Genomic DNA, 22,984 nt, shown 5'->3' with positions numbered 1-22,984 from the left:
CTTTAAGGAAAGTTTGAAAAATGTTTTGGGAATTTCTGTCGCCGATTAAGGCACTGGCACTGCCTAAGAAATAAGCATCCATTAGCAGCGAAAGCGGGCACAATAGCACGTCTCTCGACCCGCAGCGGAAGCCGTCGAGGCTTGCAAGAGTGGGTCCGTAGCGGAAGCCGTCAAGGCTTTCGACCGCGATCACTCCGGCATCAGAGCGCAATGCGCAGCATAGCCAGTGCTCAAAACGAAGCGGTTGATATTCGGGCTGCAGTTGACCTGAGCTAATGAAACCGAAGTTTCAAAGCACCATTCCGCTACTTTCCGGAAATCTGCCGCAGCTTGGCGCGGGCCTGGCTGAGCAAGGGGCCGACGCTGTTTTCAGGGATCCCCATGTGCAAGCTGATTTCGCGGTAGCTGCGATCTTCCAAGTGGAACATGCGCACCGCGGTCGCTTCGCCGCTGGGCAACTTGGCCAGCAACATCTGTACTTCTTCGCGATTGGCTGCGACCAATTCATCGGCGGGCTGGTGGTGGGCCGGCTCCCGCGCTGTTTCGCTCGGCGGCAAGCTCACCTGGCGAGTGCGTTGGACCTCGGCCAACTTGCGGACAGCGATCCGCCGGGCTACCACGACCAGGTAAGTTCCGAGAGAACTTTGACCACGAAACTTGCGAAGCGTGCGATAATCGTGGTCGACCAACACTAAAAAGATATCGGCGACCACATCGTCGCGCAGCGCATCGGTCAACTCAATCGAACGACTCCTGGCGACTTCGGTCACCACAAAGGTGATCAGCCCCAAATAGCGATCCACGAAGTCTTCCCAGGCCTCGGGCGTTCCCTGCAAACAGCGGGCAAGTAGATCGCGGTCGAGATTCGATAAGACCACGCGCACCACCTTTTTGGACGAGAACGAAAACCCAGGGAATGGCCTAAGTCCATATTAGGTAAGAGCCCCACGACCTGCAAGTCTTAGCCCTTTTTTGGAGCCCAAGCCAATGCTCTCCACATTATTCCTCTACCTCAGCTTGGCAATCGCCCAAGCACCCACTCCAGCCACTCCCAGCACCCTCCAGCAAGCCCAAGCGGCCCAAAAGAAAGCGGTCGAGTTCTTTCATGGCCAGGTCGCGGTCGAAGGCGGCTACGTCTACCAGGTCAGCGCGGACCTGGCACTCCGCGAAGGCGAAGGGGATGCAGGCCAGAGGACAGTTTGGGTCCAGCCTCCGGCTACCCCGCTGGTGGGCATTACTTATCTTGAAGCCTACGAGCGCACGGGACAAGCCTACCTGCTGACGGCGGCTCGCGATGCGGCCCAGTGCCTGCTGCGGGGACAATTGCATAGCGGCGGGTGGCAAAACCACATCGACTTTGATCCCGAATTGCGCGGCAAACTGGCCTACCGAGTCGACGGCCAGCCAGGCAACAAGGCACGCAACATTTCCAGTTTGGATGACGATCAAACTCAGTCTGCCCTGCGGTTCTTGATGAAGCTCGATCAACTACTCAAATTTGAAGATGCCAACATTCATGAAGCCACTGCCTTTGCACTGGCGGCTGTTATGCGCAACCAGTTTCCCAACGGCGCCTGGGCGCAAGGGTTTGATGTGCCCGATATCAACCAGCCCCACCACCTCACGAGCAACTATCCGGAGAGTTGGTCGCGTGAATATCCAGGTGGCGCCTACTGGTTCCACTACACGCTGAACGATCAAGCGCTTGTCCGTATGATGCAAACCATGTGGCTGGCCGGTGAGGTTTATGATTCCGACCAATATCGACAATCTGCACAGCGGGCCGCCGACTTTTTGCTCGCTGCTCAAATGCCCGAACCTCAACCCGCCTGGGCTCAGCAGTATAACTATCAGATGCAACCGGTGTGGGCCAGGAAGTTTGAACCGCCGGCCATCAGCGGCGGCGAATCGCAAGTTGTTATCGATGCGCTCATGGATATGGCCATCTATACGGGCGATGGCAAATACCTGGCTCCTATTCCGCGAGCCCTCGAATATTTAAAGACCTGCGTCTTGCCCAACGGACAACTAGCGCGCTTTTATGAATTGCGCACCAACCAACCACTCTACTTCACCCAGCAATACCAACTCACGTATGCCGACGATGACTTGCCGACCCACTACGGTTTCAAGATTGGTAACAACCTGGACAAACTGAGCAGACGTTTCGATCAATTGAAAGGGCTAGAGCCTGACGAGTTGAAAAGTCTGCGCCCCAAAGTTCGTCAGCCCGGCTCGTTGAAATCGGATAAAGTTCCCAGTGAGAAAGCTATCCTGCAGATCATGGCCGCGCAAGATGCCCGCGGTGGCTGGGTCGAACCAGGCAATTTGAAGTACATCAAGTCGCTACCCCAACAGCGCGATATGATTCTCTCAGAAACATTTATCAAGAACCTCGGTCAACTCAGCCGCTTCATCGCCGCGCACAGCGTCACTACTGGCACAAAGTAGCCACCGTCGCCAGACGGTGGACAAGCTGTGGTTGCCCATCGCTTGGCAGCGGTGGCTACTTTAGTTTGTCTCCTAATCCCGAATTGGAAGAGTCCACGTGCTTAAGTTTGATACGCGTCGTCAACTGGCAATCGAAGAACTGCAGAGCGGTGGCTGGTTGGCGGAAGTCAGCTGGCTTGAAGAGGTTGATTCGACTAACTCACTGGCGCGGCGCCGCTTGCTGGAAGGCAACTTGCTACTGCCAGCGTTGTTGGTTGCCGACAAGCAGACCGCTGGTCGCGGGCGCACGACGCGCTCCTGGTGGTCGCCCTCGGGTTGCCTGATGATGTCGCTAGTGATCAGTAGTGGTCACTTGCCCAGTGATTCTCTTTCGTGGCCGCAACTGAGCCTAGTTACTGGCGTAGCGGCTGCGGCCGCAGTGGAACAAGTGGTGCCGAACGTCGCAGTGAAACTCAAATGGCCCAACGATTTGTACATCGGGACATCGAAACTAGCCGGTGTCCTGGTCGAAGCTGTACCGCTGAGCAAGTCCAGCGACCATCCGTTTGCGTTTATTGTCGGTATTGGCCTGAACGTGGCGGTTGATTTCACTAGCGCGCCGCTGGAGGTTCAGCAGCGTGCCTGTTCGCTCAGTCAATTTCATCGACAAGCGACCGATGTGGCAGGCATGCTGATTCACTTGATTGATCAGTTGCGACAAGAGCTGGACGCCTGGCGTGGTGGAGATACCAATTGGTGGCACGCCTGGTCCCAGCGCAGCTTGCTGACTGGCAAATCGGTGCAGGCTCGCCTGCCATCGGGCCAGGTGCGGACCGGCAAGTGTGAAGGCATTGATCACCATGGCTACTTGGTGTTGCGAGACGCCGACGGTGTGTATGATCTACAGTCCGCCGAGATTTTGCACTGGGAATAGCCGCCCAGGCTGTCGTAGCGGAAGCCGTCAAGGCTTTCGACCCTGCGCGTCGCGAAGCAGTCGAATTCGAAATGCTTGACGCATTCCGCTACCTGTCGCAGTCGAAATGCTTGATGCATTCCGCTACTTATCGCCACCCGCTAGCCACTTAAAAGCAACTCCACTCATGCCCTGGTCGCAAATGTACGATCCGCTGGGCCAGTTGGCTTTATCTGCCCTGGTCGCTAGCTTACCGATCGTCTTGCTCTTATCACTGCTAGCCTTTTTTCATTGTCGGGCTCACTGGGCGGCGCTGGCCGGTTTGGCTTGTGCGCTGGCGATTGCAATTATTGGTTTTGGTATGCCCATCAGCTTGGGATTAAGCGCTGCGATTTACGGAGCCATGTATGGATTGTTTCCGATTGGCTGGATCGTGGTGTCGGCTATCTTCGTATATCGCATTGCCGTCGATACCGGCCAGTTCGATATCTTGCGCGGGCAGATAGCTTCGCTGACCGATGATCGGCGCATTCAAGTTCTCTTGATTGCGTTCAGTTTTGGCGCGTTCATCGAGGGAGCGGCTGGCTTTGGTACTCCCGTTGCCATTTCCGCAGCCATGTTGATTGGACTTGGGTTTCGCCCTTTACCTGCGGCCGGCCTGGCCCTGATCGGCAATACAGCACCGGTGGCTTTCGGCGCGATTGGTACGCCCGTGATTGTGCTGGCAAGAGTTACGGAGTTGCCTCTGGAGCAACTCAGTCAAATGATCGGTCGACAACTGCCCGTGTTCAGTTTGATCGTGCCCTTTTGGCTGGTTTGGACGATGGCCGGTTGGCGGCAGATGTTGCAAGTATGGCCGGCATGCCTGGTTGCCGGTGGCACGTTTGGTTTCGTGCAGTTTGCTGTTAGCAATTGGCACGGACCGTGGCTGGTAGATATCGCCGGCTCGGTAGCCTCGATCGCCGCGATGGTCTTGCTCCTGAAAGTTTGGCGGCCTCCGGCGCTGGATCCACAAGTGATCCTGGCCATCGCAGAACCCGGTGCAGAACCCGGTGCAGAACCCAGTGCAGAACCCAGTGGAGCAACAACGCCGGCAGCAGAGGCGAACGTCAGTCGCATCAAACCGCTGTTACCGTGGATCGTGTTAACGATCTTGGTCAGCCTCTGGGGTATACCTGCCATCAAGAGTTGGCTCGATCAAGCGACCGTGCGGTTCCCGATCACCAGTCTGCATCTGCTGGTGCAACGCGTACCGCCGGTGGTCGTGCAGCCCGCTCCGGAGAAAGCGATCTTCGATTTCAATTGGCTGTCGGCCACAGGCACAGCCCTGCTGATCACCGGTGTGATATCGGGTTTGTGTTTAGGCACAAGTATCACACGGTTGATGGTGTTGTTCTTGGAAACCCTGCAACGCACGGCGCTGTCACTGGTCACGATCGCGGCGATGATGGCGCTGGGGTTTACGACGCGCTATAGTGGACTGGATGCCACGATGGGATTGGCAATGGCCAGCACCGGTGCCTTGTTTCCGTTCTTTTCGCCGATGCTGGGTTGGCTAGGAGTGGCGCTAACCGGCAGCGATACCTCCTCCAATGTGTTGTTTGGGAACTTGCAACAAATCACGGCCACCAGCCTCGGCTTCTCGCCAGTTCTAGCCGCCGCAGCCAACAGCTCCGGCGGCGTAATGGGCAAGATGATCGACGCTCAATCGATCGTGGTCGCCGGTGTCGCCACCGGCCAACACGGCCAAGAAGGACACATCCTGCGATATGTCTTCTGGCACTCACTCGTCTTAGCTGCACTCGTCGGCCTGGTCGTCATGCTGCAAGCTTACGTGTTCCCCTGGGTTATTCCAGGCATCACGAGCGGTTCGTTTATCCCGTAGCCGTCAGGCGAGGCATCACGAGCGGTTCGTTTAACCCGTAGCCGTCAGGCGAGGCGCACCCTCTAACCAAACTCTGCGTCCACCTGAGTGTCCGTTGGCTCTAGATTGACACTAGCCACTGCTAAGTCTGCTCCTTCGATTGCCTCGCCTTCGGCTACGGGTTAAACGAGTTCGCTGTTAGTCGAGATGGTTGGCTGGGTTGAAAGATGACATGACTCTTGCGGGCTGCGGGTAAGCTGGGCAAAGGTTGCATGTTTGGCGGTGGCACTAAGGATTGTTCCTGTGGCTGAGTTGGTTCATGCGACTGGCCAAAGCGTATCTTGGGAGCAGCTACCGAGCGCATGGCGGGCTCTCCAACGGCTTGCCTGGTAATGGCCGGTGGCCGGACCGTCGCTACTTGCGCGGTTGCTGCAACCTGAGATAGCACTTGATCGGGTGCGACAAGCGCACTTTGCAATTGACGTAGCGGCTTTTCTGACTGAGCCACTTGTTTAGCGGCAAATCTTTCGTCGGGCCAGGCGCTCACCGACAGTTCACGCGCTGGTTGGGAACGCGGTTGATTCGAAGCCAATTGTGTGTCACTGACTGCAGGCGGATTATCGAGTTCCTCACGATCGTCCGACCAAGGCGATACCGATGCGGGACTCCCAGCTGCAATCAAACGGCCTTCGCTGGATTGGAGACTGGGATCGCTCGCCACCTGGCTCGGTTTGGAGCTGGGTGGTGGAGTGATCCACGGACGCAGGGGCTGCAGTGGCAACACATCTGGCTCAGGCACGTCAGGTACTTTGGCAGTTTGATGCATGAGTTCATCAAAAGGCGAGTGACGAGCTTGAGCCCAGGCTGGCAACTTCTCAGGCGGCGCAGCCTGATGGGGGTCAATACCGGCTGATATTGACTGGGCAGGTGTGCTGGAGGGCGGCGCAGTCACTGCAGCGGCCAGTGCTTCCAAGCTGGCCAGCACATCGGTCTCCACTGGCGGAGCAGGTCGAGGTGAATTGGCTCGCTGTGTAAAGGGTAGCGCCAGGAGTGCACCACCAGCCACAACGACGAAAGCCCATCGGCGTGGTCCGAGACGAGTTTGATTCATGGCACTTTCCATCGACAACTAAGGTCGATTGTTACCCGCGTGCCACGTCCATGCGAGAGTGCGGTCGAGCGAAGCCATCACCAGACTTCAGCGCCTTCGTGCGCTCTAGTCCTAAAGGTGTTGGCTGAATTGGACACCAGGCAGCTACATGCCTGAGTGAGTGGTTTTCGGCTGCGCTGGCCAAGATCTTCAATCGGAAATCAAAAGTTTCGAAGCTAAATTTTGAAATTCTCGAGCGGCCAAGCCAGCCACCCTACAACCGTTACAAACTCTTGGCGAATCTTCGCAAACCGCCAAGCCCTGCAAGTCTCGCGCTCTATTACAAGGCGATATTAATAAGGTGTCTTAGAGTTCAAGCGTTGACTTTATTGAGAGGGGAATCATGCAGGTCAACTCATCCGCTACAGCAACCGATCCGGCCATCACCGAATCGATCGTCAAGAACAATATCGATATGGCTGTCGCCGTTCGCGCTCGACAGGTTGACAAAATGCAAGGCGAAGCCGCTGTCCAAATGATTCAAAGCGCCGCCCAGATCAGCAACCAAATCGATGCCGGCCGCATCGATGTCAAACTGTAACGACGACGTGAAACAGTAGTTACGAAGTCAAGCTGTAGCGATCGCTTGCAGGCGCTGCCACCAGGTGGCCAACATGGCCGCCACGTATTCGACATCGCCCGGTCGATTGGCCAGCAAGTGATCGGCGCCTGGCAGGCTGATCAGGCTGGACAAAGAATGCGAATCGTGATGACTGCCTGGTCGCGAACTGGTCCCGCGCGTCAGCGCTTCCAGTAATCGCAAGGCATGCGAGAACCGCAGAGTCTCGTCGCCGGGCGCATGAAAGATCAGCACCGGTTTGGTAAACTCCTTCAATTGAGCCAGCACATCATGGCTGCGAAAATCGTCCACCATTTGACGAGTAATGTGATAACTGCGGCCGCCGATGGAAACTTCTCCGCTTCCGGACTGGGCGATGGCTGGATTCATGCGTTCCAACAGCGCCGCCAGGTGATGCGTGTCGCTAGGAGCCGCAATCGTAGCCACGCCCAACACCGATTCGACTTCGCTAGCCACCGATAGCGCGGCGGCTCCACCAAAGCTATGTCCGATAAGCAGCGTGGGTGCCGCGTACTGCTCGGTAATAAAACGAATGGCGGCCAGCAGATCAGCGCGGTTGGTGGTGAAGTTGGAATCGGCGAAGTTACCTTGGCTTTCACCCAGGCCCATAAAGTCGAAGCGCAGCACACCCAGACCGCGAGCGGCCAGTTCGCGGGCGATGCGCACTGTGGCCTTAATATCTTTGGAGCACGTAAAGCAATGTGCAAACACAGCCATGGCTTGCGGTTGGTCGACTGGCAGATCGACAATGCCGGCTAGTTGGACACCAGCGCCTCCCAAGAAGGTAACGCGTTGGCTGCGTCGTAGCGGCAAGCTCAACTGGACGCTCCCAAGGTGGAACCGAGGTTGCCTTGTCGAAATGCATTGGCCATCGCGCGTGGCACTTCGGCTTCGGCCAATACCAGGCTTGCGCGGTTAGCAACCACGATAGCGCGATTCTCTTGCTCCATGGCAATGGCCTCGGCGCGGCGTTGTTCCGCGCGGGCTCGAGCCACGCGCACGTCTGCTTCGGCCTGGTCGGCTCGCAGTCGGGCGCCGATGTTGTCGCCAACATCGATATCGGCAATATCGATCGACACAATCTGAAAGGCTGTCTGCGCATCCAGGCCGCGTCGCAACACGGTTCGCGAAATCAAGTCTGGGTTTTCCAGCACCTTCTGGTGCGAATCGCTGGACCCGATCGAACTAATGATCGATTCGCCCACGCGAGCAATGATCGTCTCTTCGGTTGCGCCACCGATCAATTGTTCGAGATTGGTCCGCACCGTTACTCGAGTCCGCACGCGCAATTCAACACCATCTTTGGCTATCGCGCTTAGCGTTGCTTTACCGCTGCGACGTGGGTCGGGACAATCGATGACCTTGGGTTGTACGCTGGTACGGACAGCGTCGAGCACATCGCGACCGGCCAAATCGATGGCTGCCGCGCGGTCAAAGTCCAAATCGATGCCGGCGCGCTGGGCGGCGATAATGGCCTGAATAACACTCATCACATTGCCGCCCGCCAGATAATGCGCTTCCAGCCGCGCGGTAGTGATGCCGTTGCGCGAAGAGATATCCAGTCCGGCTTGCGCCGCCATAATCTTGGCATTGACGATGATTGGTGCCCGCACCTGGCGAAAGTACATGCCAACCAGGCTCGACATGCTCACCCGCGCACTGGCCGCCGCGGCTTGAATCCACAGGGCTCCGAAAGCAAACAGGGAAACGACAAACACCAGAGCCACCATCGCCAGGATGGCGATCAGGGTGAAAGTGACAATCGTAAAGGCGTTGATCTCTGCTAGGAAAAGCATCGGCATGATAACCACTCTCGTCAAAGCTGCATCAAAGGGAACCGCCGTATGATATAGTCTGACCGGGCTCCGCGAAAGACAATGCAGGTTCGAATCAGCCCTGCCACCCTCCCCTGCCACCGTCCTCTGCCAGCTGGGTCCCCTGCGGAGCCCATGCACACAAAAAAATTATGCCAAATTTTGAAATCGATTTACGTAGCGACACCGTTACCAAGCCCTGTGCGGCCATGCGCGCGGCGATGGCGGCTGCGGAAGTTGGTGATGATGTCATCGACATTGATCCCACTGCGCAGCGGCTGGAGGAACGCGGGGCGGCCGAACTGGGCAAAGAGGCGGCCATCTTTATGCCTAGCGGCGTAATGGCCAATCAAATTGCCCTGCGCGTGCACTGCCGTCCAGGCGATGAATTCATCTGCGAAGCCGAATGCCACATTTATCATTACGAGCAAGGTGCCTTCGCACAGCTGAGCGGCTTGGTGGCTCGCACCGTGGCCGGCCGCGATGGCGTACTTGAGGCCGATCAATTAGCCCAGCTAATTCGCTCGCCCGCGGATCATTCGGTTATGACCCGCCTGGTCTGTTTGGAGAATACGCACAACCGAGGTGGCGGTACGCTTCAACCGCAGCCGGCAGTCGAAGCCATTTGCCAGTGGGCACATGACCACGGACTACTGACGCATTTAGATGGAGCCCGGCTGTACAACGCAGCGGTGGCCAGTGGTCAATCGGTCGGTCACCTGGCCGCTCCCTTTGACTCCGTGGCGGTGTGTTATTCGAAAGGATTGGGAGCACCGGTTGGTTCATTGTTGGCAGGGCCAAAAGACTTTATTCGCGCCGCGCGACGTGCGCGCAAACTCTTTGGTGGTGGGATGCGCCAAATCGGTGTACTGGCCGCCGCCGCCCTGTATGCTCTGGACCACAATCTTCAGCGACTGACACAGGACCATGTGCATGCCAAATTGTTGGCCAATGCCATCGAGCATACTCGCGACTTATCCGTAACCTCCGCCAACATCGATACCAACATGGTCATCTTTCGAGTCGACCCAACTGCCGGCACAGCCGTTCAATTCGTCGAGCGGCTGGCTCAGCACGGTATTGGTGCCCTGCCTTTTGGACCACAACTGGTGCGCTTTGTGACACACTTGGATGTCGACACTGCAGCCATCGAACGGGCGTGCCAGGTCATTGGCAAGTTGGGCCAGTAGGATAGGGGGTGGCACTGGCTATGCGCAGCATTGCCAGTGCATGGAACGTTTTGTTCGTCCACTTTATCGGCGTCGGAGCAACTTCCGCGATTGACTTGTACGATTGTTGCCAGTTGCCGAAACGATGCCCCGACTTTTAGAAGACGAAAGACAGCCTCACGCAAAGGCGCTAAGGCGCAAAGATGTTAACGCAAGCATCTTTGCGCCTTACAGGTGTTCGACACGAAGATTTAGGCTTCGGCCCCACCGAGCATTGTTTCGGTGGACCGATGACTGATTGGCTAGGCGTCAGGCCCTAGCCCACCAGTCGTGCTTCCACGGACGCCAGGTCGGTGGAGAGCAACTCACGCATAGTAATTTCGATTGCATAGCCAGTGCCACCCAGAACCTTTAACGCCATGCGGTGCCTTAGCGTGTGAAGAACTCGCGTAGTTCCGTCAGCGCATGACCGGGATCGGTGACGATCATGGTGACGGCTATGGCCAATAGTCCAGCTCCGAAGAGTGTTAATCCCAGGCCAGCCCAGCCGCTGCGTTGGGAGTTCATTTGCCGGCACTCTTTGACAACTTCTTTTTCAAACTGGATCCAGGGTGCGATGCTGGTCAGCCCGGCCACGCTGGTGGCTGACTGCACACCTTGGGCACCGGTCGGTTCAGCCATCAGTTGCAGCCCGGCTGTGGGCAGTGTCAGGACGTGGCCTTGCCAGCCAGCTTCATGGTCCACGCGGCGCGCGGCCGCCTGGAGCGCGTAGTAGAACTGCTCCTCACCCAAACCGTACACGATCAAGCGAGGTCGGCAGCTGAGCACAACCAGTAACAAGCTCAACAAGTACAACGCCAGCAGCATCAACCATACCCAGCCGGCAAAGCGGGCGGCAGCGTAGGTCGGAAAGAACAGCTGCATCGGGCCGATCGCCACCAACCCCATAATGGCGATGCCCAGGGCAGTCGTATCGCGCCAGCCGGTCGTCACCAACGGGCGCCGTGCCAAACGCAGTCGGCCAACCAACAGCAGGTAGATGGCCGCTGGCATGGCAGCAATCGCGAAAGCTACGGGCGATATCATGCTCGTTTGTCAGTCGTTTACAGAGGTATTTGCTGGAAGTTCAACAATTTGCTCATCCAGCTTACACTCCGCGTCGTAGATACAGAAAGACCCGCGGTGAGTGGTTTGTGCCAAATGCCAGCCAGTTTTCGATCGCCCATCACCAATCCGCGGGCTACAGTTCCACCGGCGGAGCCTGTTGCCTGAGGGTAGCCAATTGCGGTTTTCCTTCAGGTGTGATGATCACATCCCTACAAGTTTTCGGATTGAGCGCACGCCGATCCCGCGCGACAGCCTATGACCACTACCAAGACTCCAGATGCGTTGCCTTCGCTAACCGTTATTGGCGAGCCAATCGATAAAGCTCTCGACAAACTCGAGCATGCCTCCGCCCTGGTCGATCAGGCAGCTCAATCGCTCGCGCCCGCACCGACCACGGCTCAGTGCGAACTGAGCGTCATCATTCCGGTCTACAACGAACCCAAGACCGTGCTCGAGATCGTCGATCGCGTGCGACGTCTGGCCATCAGCAAGCAGATCATTGTCGTCAACGACGGCAGTACTGATGAAACGCCGCAAGCTCTCCGGCAGTTGGAACACTTCAAAGAAGTGCGGGTCATTCATCATGCGCTCAACGCTGGCAAGGGTGCCGCCCTGCAAACCGGCTTCCGCTTAGCGACTGGCAAAATCGTCATTGTTCAGGACGCCGATCTGGAGTACGACCCCAGCGACATCTTGAATGTGATTCAACCGCTGCGCAATGGCACGGCCGATGTGGTTTACGGTTCGCGTTACCTGATGAACTCGCAGCAGGATCCGTCGCGTGTGCACCGCTTGGGCAACTGGCTGCTGACAACTTTCTCCAATCTCATGACCGGTTACCGGTTAACCGACATGGAGACCTGTTACAAAGCGTTCAAACGTGACTTGCTAAACGATATCGAAATCGAGCAAGAGCGTTTCGGCTTTGAACCCGAGATCACTGCCAAGCTGGCCAAACTGGGTGTGCGCATCGAAGAAGTTCCGGTGCGTTATCAAGCCCGCGGTTGGGAAGAAGGCAAAAAGATCGGTCTGAAAGACCTCATCAGCACGCTGGCCTGCATCTTGCGCTACAGCTGGCGATAAGCGCCACCGGATCTCTGCGGTCTCAGCGAACTCAGCGTTTCCAAATGGGATCTGCTAGCCGCTTCAGTTAAATTCCAACTACAATGCGGGGTAGCTTCAAACTACTTTTGCGTTGAATTGGGTGATGCTATGTCTGGATCGAGTCGACGTTCGTTTTTACGGAGCACGTCAGCCGCGGCGCTGGCTGCACCGCTGTTTGTGTCGGCTCGCGCACTGGGTTTGGAAGACGCGCCGGCGGCCAGTGATCGCATCATCATGGGCGCCATTGGCACCGGTGGTCGTGGCCAGTCAAATCTAAAAAAGTTCTTGGCCGAATCCGATGTGCAAGTCGTGGCGGTCTGCGATGTCGATCGCTTGCATGCCGAAGAGGCCAAGAAACTGGTCGATGATCACTATGGCAATACCGACTGCAAGATCTTCGAAGATCAACTGCTCATGCTGCGCGAACCGAGCATCGAAGCGGTGGTCATCTCGACTCCCGATCACTGGCACGGTATTAGCGCAGTGCAAGCGGCCCGCGAAGGCAAAGACATCTACTGTGAAAAGCCGCTGGCCGGCAGCATTGGAGAAGGTCGCGCGATCGTCGATGCGGTCAATCGCTACGGCAATATTCTGCAAACCGGCAGTCACGAGCGCAGCAACAACTCGATTCGCTTCGGTTGTGAATTACTGATCAACGGTTACATCGGCGACCTGCAGCGCGTCGTAGTCAACTTGCCGACCGATGAACCTCATCATCAACAAGTGCGAGCTCTGCAAACGATGCCAGCGGTGCGCGAAGTACCACCGGAGTTGAATTACGATCGCTGGTTGGGACACACACCGCTAGTGCCTTACATTCCGGAACGGGTGCATCAGAATTGGCGCTGGGTATCGACGACCGGAGGCGGCGAGATCACTGATCGCGGCGCGCATGTGCTCGATCTGGTGCAGATGTACTTAGGCACCGATGGCACTACACCCGTGTTGTATTCCGCCGAAGGTAAGCGTAACGCTGGTTCGTTGTACGACGTGTTCTTCGACTACAAATTTATCAACGTTTATGCCAATGGCTTGCAAGTGGTCGGCAGTGCACAAGGACCGCGCGGTATTCGCTTTGAAGGCACCGATGGCTGGTTGTTCGTGCATGTCCATGGGGGCAAGTTGGAAGCCAAAGATGCCAAGATCTTGGCCACCGACCCAGAAACACTGGAGCTAACGATCGGTCGCAGTCCAGGTCATCATCGCAACTTCCTGGACTGTGTACGCACGCGCTTCCAGCCCATTGCCAACCACGAGATCGGTCATTCGACAGCCACGCTCTGCCACATCAATAACATCGCCATGCAACTGGGTCGCCAATTGCAATGGGATCCCCAGAGCGAACAATTTTTTGACGAAGAAGCCAACAATCTCATCCTGCCCACCATGCGCGAGCCGTATTCGCTCGTCAGCATGTAAGCGATGCTTGCTCTTCTTCCTACTCCTACTCGAATTGAATGGCGACCTTACTTTACGAGTAGGAGTAGGAGTAGGAGTAGGAGTGCGTGTCGGTGTTGGACTGACGTTATGCCAGGTCGCTGGAGATGTTCATCCGTTACGCAGCACGGTTGATGCGCTTGTAGGCCAACAAAACTTCGTACAAGTCTTGCGAGACAATCACGCGATCGTTGGAGAAGTCGCCCAGCCAGGCACGACGGCTCTGCCAGGCGTCGGCCAGCAGTGGCAACAAGTCGTTGACCGATACGGCCACGCGGGCCTCGCCCACGACGCGTTGGTACGTGACGGCGGGCTTACCGGAGTCGGAAGCGGGCGATTCTTCGCAGTGGCTGGCCTGTGGATTGAAAAGCCGCAAGTGAGAGCGGTCCATGCATCTACCTGTCTTGAGGGCTTGTGTCATTGCGCTGCGAGTTTTTGCGCTGTGTTTCGTGCGCAGTGGCAACTCGCGAGTAACTTGCTACTGGTTTTCCCATCGAGGCGACAAGTGCAGCTTGCGATCTACAGAAAACGAATTTTTCGTCAATTGCAATCAGCTTTCCGCACTCCACCCGGTGGAATGTCCAACATGCCGGTTTAGATCGGCTAGAATAAGGCCTATGCACCACTCAAACCTTGCCGATCAGCCAAATTTTTCCGATAAAACAAAATGGGCAATTTAGCTTTACCCTGATCGTTCTGCTTGACTCGGTGGCTGTACGCTTGACAATACCGCCCTGTGTACCTTAGATTCGCGCGTTTAAACTGGGACCTAATTCTCGTTTTAGCCCATTTTGTGACCACTTTCGTCATAGTCTCAGCAAGCGCCTGCCAGGGTTGCTGGGGGTGACCGGACTCCTGTCGATTTATGATTGACCTTCGCAATATTGCTCAGCAATTGCGTTTGCCAGTAGATCAGCTGCGATTAGCAGCCGATTTGCTCGAGCAAGGTTACCAACCCGCCTTCATCGCTCGCCATCGCGCTGACGAAACAGGCCACCTGCCTGGTTCTGTCTTGTGGGCGATAAAATTCGCCCTCGAGCGTGAACATCAATTGAATGCCGCCAGGCAAGAAGCCCTAGCGCATTTAGGCGAAGGCGTTGAACTGGACGAAGAGGCCAAGCAACGCGTCGAGCATGGGCAATCAATCGCCGCCATCGACGTCGCCATGCGCTGCTTTCGTTCGCGCAAAGCGGCCAAGCAGAGTGGTGAACGCACCGGCCAGCCTTCGCAACTGCTCGAAAAGATGATCGCCGCCAGCGGACCGGTGGCCGATTTACCCTCCTGGGTCGCCGAGCAAATGTCGGTGGAAGCCGCCCAGGTCGAAGGCCTACTGCAGCAATCGTCACGCCTGATAGGCACCCTGCTGGCCGGTGACACGCGACTCTTTGAACGCATGCGCCAAGCGATTCAAAAGAAAGCCACCATACGCGTCGAACACCTGCCCGAACCCTCGGCCAAGTCCAAACCCGACCGAGAAAATGCCGAAGCAGGTAAGTCCGATAACGCGGCACCAACGACCGACTCGGGCGAAGCAGATCACGATACCGACGCTTGGGCACATGCCGAAGACGATCTGATCGGTGATCACGATGAACATACCGAACAACACGCCGAACAGCACGACCAGCACGACAGCCCCGAGCAGGACGATACGCCTGCCACCCCACCTGTTGCCAGCGATGGTTCGGCAACTACTGAGTCGCTCGCCAGCGAATCCGGCACCAGCGAATCCGGCACCAGTGAATCGAATAGCGATGCCGCCTCTACAGAAAGCAGCACCACTGAAGGCGCCGCCACCGAAGTAAGTGCAGGCGAAGTAAGTGCAGGCGAAGTCACCACAGGCGAAGCGCCGATCTCCTTGTCGTTCGAATCGGCCAAGAAGTCGCGCGATGCCAAACTGGGCAAACGCAAAACCACTGAAAAACCATCACCCAAGTCGGCCGCCAAACTCACGCCACGCCAACGCCGCCGCCGCTGGCTCAGCAGTGTGCTGCAACCGCTAAAATCGCTCAAAAAACCCGTCAATCGCTTGACCGCTTATCAAATGCTGATGATCGGTCGCGGCCAGCGCAGCCAGTTGATCAAAGTCGAATTGGACTACGATCGACGTCAACTGATCAACATGGCCCGCGATGTTTTTGTGCCCGAATCGCATCCGTTGGCCAAGTGGTTTGCCGAAGCGGCTGAACATGCGTTGAGTACTGGCCTGTACGCCAAGGCCGAAAGCGATACGTTGGCCGAGCAAGATGAATTGGCCCAGCAGAAGCTGCTGGAAGCCGCCACTGATCAATTGCGAGCCTCGCTGCTACAACGCCCGGTCAAAGGTCATCGCATCCTGGTGATCGATACCGTTGGTCCCAACTCGGCCTGCGTGGCGGTCGTCGATGCGCGCGGCAAGAGCATAGTCACTCAAGAAGTTGTGTGCACCGCGCTGCCATCGGTCGTCAGCCAAAACGTGATCATGCTCGGCGAACTGGTGCACAAGCACAAGGTGACGCTCGTCGCGATCTCCAACGGACCGGCGCGGCGATTTTTGATTCATACATTGGTGGAGCTGATGAAGCAGAGCGCAGGCAGCAACCTGCGCTGGACCATGGTCGACCGTGGCGGGGCTGAAGCGTACGCGACCAGCAAGCAAGCCAGCATCGACTTCCCGCAACTCAATCGCCGCTTTCGTGCCGCGGTATGGCTCGGCCGGCGCTTGCAAGATCCGCTAGGCGAATTACTCAAGCTCGATCCAACACGCCTGCGCTTGGGCAGTTATCAGAGAGAATTGCCGCAAGAGCCGCTGAAGCGGTTGGTCACAGCCACGCTCTCGGATTGCTTGTGCGTTAAAGGCGTCGATGCGCGTTATGCGTCGGAACAACAATTCAATTACGTGCCCGGCGTCTCGGCCGAAATCGCTGCCAAGCTGGCCGAGATGACAGCCAAACGCGAGTTCACGTCGCGCGAAGCCCTCGTCAATCTAATTCCCGATTGGCCGGAGACTGGCAAGCGACAAGCACTCGGCTTTATTCGCATCTTCCAAAGTCCCCAGCCGCTCGACGGCACGCTGATTCATCCTGACGATTATCGCCTGGCCCAACGCATCATCGAGGGCACTGAGCTGACCGAGCCACCGCCTGCACCAGAAGGCTGGTTGCCGCCTAAGGTGAAAGCTCCCAAGCTGCCCAGAATCGCTGCGGCAGAATCGGCCAAGCCAGTAAGCGAAGGCGAATCCAGCGCAGCAGAACCAGTCGCTGCTAACGAGGCGACTGATACTGATACAGGCGCGACCGAGCCAGCTGCCGCCCCTGAAATAGTCGCCGAATCAACCATTGAAGCCGCAGGCGACACCGCAGTTGACCCTGCCGCCGAATCAGCCACCGCTAGTGAGACTACAATCGTCTCCGACGTCGAAGCTGCAGGCGAACCAGACACTAGTGCTGAAGGAACCGGCGACGCAGCGGCAACGCAAGCTGCCGAAGAGACCGCCACTGCCTCACCGATCAAGCCTGAATACTCGGAAGATGTGGTAACCGAACAATCTGCTCCGCCACCGGTGGATGCGGAAAAACTGGCCAAGGGTTGGCAAGTTGGTCGAGCCAAAGTGGCCTTCTTGGCCAACTGCCTCGCCAAACCTTTCAGCGATTCTCGCGATCGACGCCCGCCGGTGCCCATGTTAACCAGCGTACCCACCCTGGCTGACTTGCAACCCGGCATGACCGTCTATGCGATTGTGGTTGGTGTAGCCGAGTTCGGCGCGTTTGTGGAACTCGGTCCCGATTGCGGTGGCCTGATCCACATCAGCCGTCTATCGGCTGACTATGTCGAAGACCCACATCAAGCGGTACAGATTGGCGACTTGATTCAAGCTTGGGTGGTTTCGGTCGACCCGGAAAAGAAACGTGTCGCACTGACTGCCCTGTCGCCTGAACAACAACGCCGCCTGGCTGAAGATCAACGCGAGCACGAACAAGCTCGCCGGAACGAAGGTCGACCGCGTGGCCAAGGTCAGGGACAAGGCCATGGTCAGGGGCAAGCGCAGGGGCAGGGTCAAGGTCAAGGTGGACGTGGTTCGCAGGATCGCGGCCCAGGTGGTCGCTCGGGCGGCAACCGTCCCGCACCTGCCGGCGCCGGTAGCCAAGAAGGTCGCCGACCAGACCGTGGCGATCGCTCACCGCGCGGTGGACATGGTGGACGCGACGGCGGACGTGATGGTGGACGCGGAGATAATCGTGGCCGTGGAGGCCGCCGTGATGAATCGCGGCCCGTGGTCGTCAAGAGCAAGAAACCAGCCGCACCGATCACGGAAGCGATGAAGAAAGGACAAGAGCCTCTGCGCTCGTTCTCCGATCTGCTCCAGTTCTACGAAGTTAAACGTACCGATACAGCCCCGCCCGCTACGGTAACACCAGCCAACCCGGAGGCTGCTGCCACCGAAGTTCGCGAAGAACAAGTCGCACCACCGCCGGCGACACCTGCCGAGCCAACGCAGGCGACAACTCCGTCGGCTCAGCCAACCGGTGACGCGGAACAACCAACCACCGAGTGACCCGCTCTTGCCAGCTCGCAATGCTCAGATACTAATCCTGGCCACCCTCGTGTGCTTGCTCTGTTACGTGCAAGCCAAGCGACTGAAGTATGCCGGTCGCATCGGGGCCGCCATAGAAACGATCGAGCAGAACTACGTTGACGAGGTCAAGGGAGAGGATCTGTATCAGGCGGCCATGAAGGGCATGCTGAAACTGGATCCCTACTCGGAATTCATACCCGCGACCGAGTACACCGAGTTCCAAGCGACCATTGGTCAGCAGTTCGGTGGTGTGGGCATCTTGATCGAAGGTCCACCTACCACCAAGCAGTTGACGGTGGTCGCGCCGCTAGCAAATACGCCGGCCTATGAAGCTGGCATTCAACCCGGCGACGAAATCGTACGCATCAATGGCCAATCGACCGCAGAGATGACCTCCGATGATGCCCGCGACCAAATGCGCGGACCGGTAGGTACGACAGTTGATCTATCGATTCGTCGCAGCACCGAGAAAGACGATCTTGAATTAACGCTCAAGCGTGCTGATATCAAAGTTGACTCCGTGGTGGGCGATCATATCAACGCTGATTCAACTTGGAATTACTTTCTGCCGGAAGAGCCGCAAATCGCTTACATCCGCGTGTCGCTCTTTGGCGAACGCACGGCTGAAGAGTTTCGACAGGTGCTCAAGCAAGTCAAGCCGACTGCCAAAGCGCTCGTAATCGACCTGCGATTCAATCCAGGTGGTGTGCTGAATGCCGCGGTGGAAATGTGCGATATGCTGCTGACCGAAGGCCGCATCGTTTCCACTAAGGGACGACGCTCGGGCTTTGATCATACTGAATCGGCCGATCCCGATTTGGAGTTGCCGCTGGAGATTCCCATCGTCATTCTGCAGAACGATCAATCGGCCAGCGCTAGCGAAATCATGTCGGCTTGCTTACAGGACAATGGTCGCGCCAAGATCGCGGGCCACCGCAGTTTTGGCAAAGGGACGGTACAGCAAGTCTTTGAGATCGATCATGCCAGTACGGCCATCAAGTTCACGATCGCGCGTTACTTGCGGCCTAGTGGCGCTAACATTCATCGCACTCCAGAGATGAAGCCCACCGATGTCTGGGGCGTCTCACCGGACAAAGGTCTTGAGTATGGCCTCACCGAACCGCAACAGATCTACTTGTTCCGCCGCTGGCAACAGTCCAGCGATCCACGCCGCAGCATCGGACCTCAACCGCCCGCCCCGCCCTACTCCGGCGACCCGCAGTTAAGACAAGCGGTTGAATATCTGCTCTCGAACTAAACCGACTGCGTTAGCCGCGGTTAGAGTATCTAAACCGACGGCGTTAGCCGCGGTTGCTGCCCCCAGGCGGCCAGCGTCGGAAGCATCATCACGGCCACCAAGGGGGCAATCAACATACCTGCGCGTGGACCCAACGCTTGGGCCAGCAGTACATAAGTGGGCGCATACATCAGGGCTGGCACGAGAGTCGCGAGCACAACCAAGGCCGTCGATGACTTTTCAGACTCCCAGCGCCGCTGAAGGTTCGTCCAGCCTATCAGGCTCAAACTCAACGCCATTGCCGGCCAGAGAAACAAATAAGCACCGCCTGGCAACCACCAACATGCTAGCGCAGCCAGTAGTCCATAACACAAACCGGTCGTTTGAATGATCTCTGCGGCATTACCGATCCAGCCTGCCATGCGTCCCAGGCTGAACAACAAAGCGATCGATAAGATCGCAAACACCAACACAACCCACTCATAACCGGTCACAAAGTTGCGCGGCGAAAGATCGGCCGCTTGCAGGCCACGAATAACAATCCATCCCAAACCAAAGGCAACTGCCGCGATGCCGATGCCCAATCCCAATAGTCCCAGCACTCGCACGGGCCGCAGATAAAAACGTGCAAAAAACCAACAAATCAACCACAAAACCGCCACCAGCGCCAAGTGAGCCATATTCCAGCTCATTGGATACACGATCAAAAACAGGCCTAGCACATCGAAGAACACGGCCGGCTGCGATTGATCAAAATTTTGCAATTCAGCCGGTGCCAATCGATCCAGACCGCGCAGCAAGTGAAATGCATGGGCAGCAAAGTGCTGCACGCTGCGGGCACTCAAGTTCTGAATATTGTCGTTGGGTGTATGGTAGCGATCTGCACCGGCTACCACCGCAAAATTCCAGCCGCACCAACCGCCGTCACGAAACATGGTGAAGTCGGTGCCATTGGGCAAGCGCTTGTAAACATTGACCATCAAACTGGTCGAGACTTGTGGATAAGCAATCGAGCCCGCAGCCAGTTGCATGGCGCGGTAGTTGTTCTCGTGCGTCTCATACAACAGGACAGCGCCACGATCACCACGAGCATCAAAGTTGATGACCACCGGTTTACCATCGCCCCAAGGTGCGTGCCCCGCGGCGACAAACGCCTGAGCTCCCCACAAGCCTAACTCTTCGGCATCCGTTAATAGAATCCACGTCTCATACTTGAGCGGTTCCTCTTTTAGCGCCCGGGCTGTTTCCAAGATTGCGGCGACACACTGGCCCGCGTCACCGGCCCCTGGTGCGTCAGGCGCGCCATCATAGTGGGAGGCCAGCACCACTGGCCGACTACGTTTCTCACCAGGCACCCTGGCCACGATCGAGATCAGCGGATGCGTTAATTGCAAATCGATCTTGCGCGACGCCAGCCATTGCAAACCTTCTGCCGGTGGCTCGAAAGGAAACTGCATCGTTTCCAAGCCGAGTTCATCCAGCAAGCCTAAGATGCGAATACGCACCTCTTCGTTCTCTTTGGTCCCAGTGCGATGCGGCTGCTGCTGGTCACCTAGCACATTCGATAAAGTCTGCAGTGCACGACCAGCCGATACACCTCCTTCAGCACTAGATGGTCGCGGAGCTGGGCCACTGTACTGCAGGGCCGCCACGACACCGATCACCACATACAGCGCCACCGCTAACCACCATCGCCGCTCTGCCTGCCGAGTATGCGTGAGTTGCGAAGGCTGTGGCATGATTGGGAACTCGTTACAGAATTGAAGTGGTACCCCGTAGCCACCGTCGCCAGACGGTGAACGCGTTGTCTGCCGTAGCCACCGTCGCCAGACGGTGGATGCGTTGGCTCGGTCATAACCACCGTAGCGCAAGCCGTCAAAGCTTTCGACCCCGACGCATTCCGCTCATCAGGCTTCGAAATGCTTGACGCATTCTGCTACGACCATTTTCGAAATGCTTGACGCATTCCGCCACGATTGTTTAGGTCAATACTGGCAGAGCAGCCGTGACGGGTGCGTGTGCAGCTTTGCGGGCCAGTTCGCGAGCCAAGGCGCGTACGATACGGTCCATCGAGGCGTGGCAGTTTGGTTCGTCAAGCGCTGCGGACAATCCGCCCTGATCGCTCTGAGCTCGCAGGTTGATGGTGATCGGCACATCGCCCAAGAATGGCACATCCAGCTCCGCCGCTTTGTCACGTGCGCCGCCTCGGCCAAAGATGTCGTAGCGTTTGTTGCAGTCGGGACAGATAAATCCGCTCATGTTCTCGACCATGCCCAGGATCGGTATCGAGACCTTGTTGAACATGGCGATGGCCTTTACGGCATCCAGGAGAGCGACCTCTTGTGGAGTGCACACGACGACCGCGCCGCTAAGCGGCAACATCTGCGACAGGGTCAAAGCGATGTCACCTGTGCCGGGAGGCATATCGATGATCAAGTAATCCAGCGAACCCCAGTAGGTATCTTTCAAAAATTGATTGATCGCGCCATGCAACATCGGACCGCGCCACACGACGGCTTCGTTCTTACCTACGAGAAAGCCCATCGACATCACAGGCATGCGTCCGGCAAAGATCGGCATGATCTTGCCATTTTGAATCTCGGGGCGACCCGAGAGCCCGAGCAAATGCGGCACGCTGGGACCATACACATCGGCATCCAGCAGACCTACGCTGGCACCAGACTTCTGCAGTGTCAGCGCGATCGAAGCGGCCAGCGTGCTCTTGCCGACACCACCTTTGCCCGAACCGACGGCGATGACGCTCTTGACGTTCAGCCCAATTTGGCCAAGCGGCAGCGCGGGTCGATCGAGCACCTCGCGCACAACTTCGACACTGCTCAACTGGGGCACCGCAGTCTGGATGGCTTCGCTGACACTCTGACAAAACTCGTCGGCAATCGGCGAGCTGTGCGTGGTGAGTTTGATGACACAGGTGGCCGCGTTGCCGTTCACTTCCACCGAACCGACCTGGCTGTTCTTGGCTAGCGGTCGGCCGGTTTCCGGATCGCGCATTCGTCCGGCAGCTTCACGAATCTTGGAGATGATATCGGAGTCACTCATGGTGCTTGATGGTCTTTCGATCAACGGGACCTAGGCCTCTTTCCAAGGCAATCGGTCCACAAGTCCGGTCGTCAGGGGGTGATTGCCACCAGCCCGCCTGGGAGCGGCGGAGACAATCATCGACAATTGTCGCTGCATCCATGGTATCTGCTTGACGACAATCTGGGCACCCGCCTCCCTGAGTCGCAGTTCATCCAACAACAACGGCTCGGGAAAATAGACGCAGCGAATACAAGCTGGAAACCGCAATTGCAGCCGTCGCAAAACACGCATGGCGACCGGTTCATCCTCTGTCACCAAGGCTAGCGTCGCCAGGCCCGCACGATGTTGCTCAACCAGGGCATAACTTTCTTCGAAACTGCTGGCCAGCAACACTTGCAGACGACACGTCTCGGGCAAGGTCGCTTCCAGCATGCCCTTCAGGCCAGCCGAAAAGACCTGGGCTCGATCGTAGCTGACCCACACGAGCGTTTCACCATGCAAGAGTTCGGACATTTCTGTTTTCGGTCCCTTTAATTGCACAGCGACCTTTTGGTAGCCGCTGCCAAGCGGTGGATTTCGCTA

18 protein-coding genes are annotated in these 22,984 nt (G+C 57.2%); 9 read left to right on the top strand and 9 right to left on the bottom strand.

All coding sequences use genetic code 11. From position 1 onward, the window contains the following. Window positions 1-305: 305 nt before the first annotated feature. Entirely contained in the window at window positions 306-878 is a 573-nt protein-coding gene (locus SH573x_RS00655) for an RNA polymerase sigma factor (protein ID WP_479352359.1), read from the bottom strand. Between the two features lie 109 nt (window positions 879-987). Between SH573x_RS00655 and SH573x_RS00650 the strand changes: the two genes are divergently transcribed. From SH573x_RS00650 to SH573x_RS00640, 3 genes are all read left to right on the top strand, one after another. Then, the gene (locus tag SH573x_RS00650) at window positions 988-2,451 is read left to right on the top strand and encodes a pectate lyase (protein ID WP_479352358.1); all 1,464 of its coding nucleotides are present in this window, start codon (window positions 988-990) and stop codon (window positions 2,449-2,451) included. Between the two features lie 97 nt (window positions 2,452-2,548). Further along, entirely contained in the window at window positions 2,549-3,364 is an 816-nt protein-coding gene (locus SH573x_RS00645; protein WP_479352357.1) for a biotin--[acetyl-CoA-carboxylase] ligase, read from the top strand. A 166-nt stretch (window positions 3,365-3,530) separates the two neighbouring features. Next, complete coding sequence (locus tag SH573x_RS00640) at window positions 3,531-5,228, top strand: L-lactate permease (RefSeq protein WP_479352356.1); 1,698 nt, start codon at window positions 3,531-3,533, stop codon at window positions 5,226-5,228. Between the two features lie 154 nt (window positions 5,229-5,382). Here SH573x_RS00640 and SH573x_RS00635 read toward each other — a convergent pair whose 3' ends face one another. After that, window positions 5,383-6,318: a hypothetical protein gene (locus SH573x_RS00635; protein ID WP_479352355.1), complete on the bottom strand. Its 936-nt coding sequence runs from the start codon at window positions 6,316-6,318 to the stop codon at window positions 5,383-5,385. 382 nt (window positions 6,319-6,700) lie between these two features. Here SH573x_RS00635 and SH573x_RS00630 point away from each other — a divergent pair, with 382 nt between their 5' ends. Continuing rightward, window positions 6,701-6,898: a hypothetical protein gene (locus tag SH573x_RS00630; protein ID WP_479352354.1), complete on the top strand. Its 198-nt coding sequence runs from the start codon at window positions 6,701-6,703 to the stop codon at window positions 6,896-6,898. Window positions 6,899-6,925: 27 nt separating this feature from the next. Here SH573x_RS00630 and SH573x_RS00625 read toward each other — a convergent pair whose 3' ends face one another. Both SH573x_RS00625 and floA read right to left on the bottom strand, forming a co-directional pair. Next, complete coding sequence (locus SH573x_RS00625) at window positions 6,926-7,756, bottom strand: alpha/beta hydrolase family protein (protein ID WP_479352353.1); 831 nt, start codon at window positions 7,754-7,756, stop codon at window positions 6,926-6,928. After that, window positions 7,753-8,733: a flotillin-like protein FloA gene (gene floA, locus SH573x_RS00620; protein WP_479356839.1), complete on the bottom strand. Its 981-nt coding sequence runs from the start codon at window positions 8,731-8,733 to the stop codon at window positions 7,753-7,755. Before floA ends, SH573x_RS00625 begins: the two co-directional genes overlap by 4 nt. 170 nt (window positions 8,734-8,903) lie before the next feature. Between floA and SH573x_RS00615 the strand changes: the two genes are divergently transcribed. Then, window positions 8,904-9,941 (top strand): threonine aldolase family protein, encoded by a 1,038-nt coding sequence (locus tag SH573x_RS00615; RefSeq protein WP_479352352.1) that lies wholly within the window; start codon window positions 8,904-8,906, stop codon window positions 9,939-9,941. A 408-nt stretch (window positions 9,942-10,349) separates the two neighbouring features. On the opposite strand, the gene SH573x_RS00610 is transcribed toward SH573x_RS00615, so the two are convergent. Then, entirely contained in the window at window positions 10,350-11,006 is a 657-nt protein-coding gene (locus tag SH573x_RS00610) for a hypothetical protein (RefSeq protein WP_479352351.1), read from the bottom strand. 276 nt (window positions 11,007-11,282) lie between these two features. On the opposite strand from SH573x_RS00610, the gene SH573x_RS00605 reads away from it, so the two are divergent. Beyond that, window positions 11,283-12,110, top strand: coding sequence for a glycosyltransferase family 2 protein (locus tag SH573x_RS00605; protein ID WP_479352350.1), 828 nt, complete (start codon window positions 11,283-11,285; stop codon window positions 12,108-12,110). 129 nt (window positions 12,111-12,239) lie between these two features. Next, complete coding sequence (locus SH573x_RS00600; RefSeq protein ID WP_479352349.1) at window positions 12,240-13,550, top strand: Gfo/Idh/MocA family protein; 1,311 nt, start codon at window positions 12,240-12,242, stop codon at window positions 13,548-13,550. Between the two features lie 136 nt (window positions 13,551-13,686). Here the strand turns inward: SH573x_RS00600 and SH573x_RS00595 are convergent, their stop codons facing one another. Continuing rightward, window positions 13,687-13,959, bottom strand: coding sequence for a hypothetical protein (locus SH573x_RS00595; protein WP_479352348.1), 273 nt, complete (start codon window positions 13,957-13,959; stop codon window positions 13,687-13,689). 474 nt (window positions 13,960-14,433) lie between these two features. On the opposite strand from SH573x_RS00595, the gene SH573x_RS00590 reads away from it, so the two are divergent. Both SH573x_RS00590 and SH573x_RS00585 read left to right on the top strand, forming a co-directional pair. Continuing rightward, complete coding sequence (locus tag SH573x_RS00590) at window positions 14,434-18,102, top strand: S1 RNA-binding domain-containing protein (RefSeq protein WP_479352347.1); 3,669 nt, start codon at window positions 14,434-14,436, stop codon at window positions 18,100-18,102. Window positions 18,103-18,109: 7 nt separating this feature from the next. Continuing rightward, window positions 18,110-19,381 (top strand): S41 family peptidase, encoded by a 1,272-nt coding sequence (locus SH573x_RS00585; RefSeq protein ID WP_479352346.1) that lies wholly within the window; start codon window positions 18,110-18,112, stop codon window positions 19,379-19,381. Between the two features lie 29 nt (window positions 19,382-19,410). Here the strand turns inward: SH573x_RS00585 and SH573x_RS00580 are convergent, their stop codons facing one another. From SH573x_RS00580 to SH573x_RS00570, 3 genes are all read right to left on the bottom strand, one after another. Next, the gene (locus tag SH573x_RS00580) at window positions 19,411-21,099 is read right to left on the bottom strand and encodes a M28 family peptidase (RefSeq protein ID WP_479352345.1); all 1,689 of its coding nucleotides are present in this window, start codon (window positions 21,097-21,099) and stop codon (window positions 19,411-19,413) included. Between the two features lie 241 nt (window positions 21,100-21,340). Further along, window positions 21,341-22,420, bottom strand: coding sequence for an Mrp/NBP35 family ATP-binding protein (locus SH573x_RS00575; RefSeq protein ID WP_479352344.1), 1,080 nt, complete (start codon window positions 22,418-22,420; stop codon window positions 21,341-21,343). Window positions 22,421-22,450: 30 nt separating this feature from the next. Next, a complete protein-coding gene (locus SH573x_RS00570) occupies window positions 22,451-22,915 on the bottom strand; it encodes a hypothetical protein (protein ID WP_479352343.1) in 465 nt (154 codons plus the stop codon). Window positions 22,916-22,984 lie beyond the last annotated feature (69 nt).

The organism is Rania fehmarnensis (genome assembly GCF_056494185.1).
Note: the sequence above shows the minus strand (reverse complement) of the source record. Positions and strands in the feature narration are given on the sequence as shown.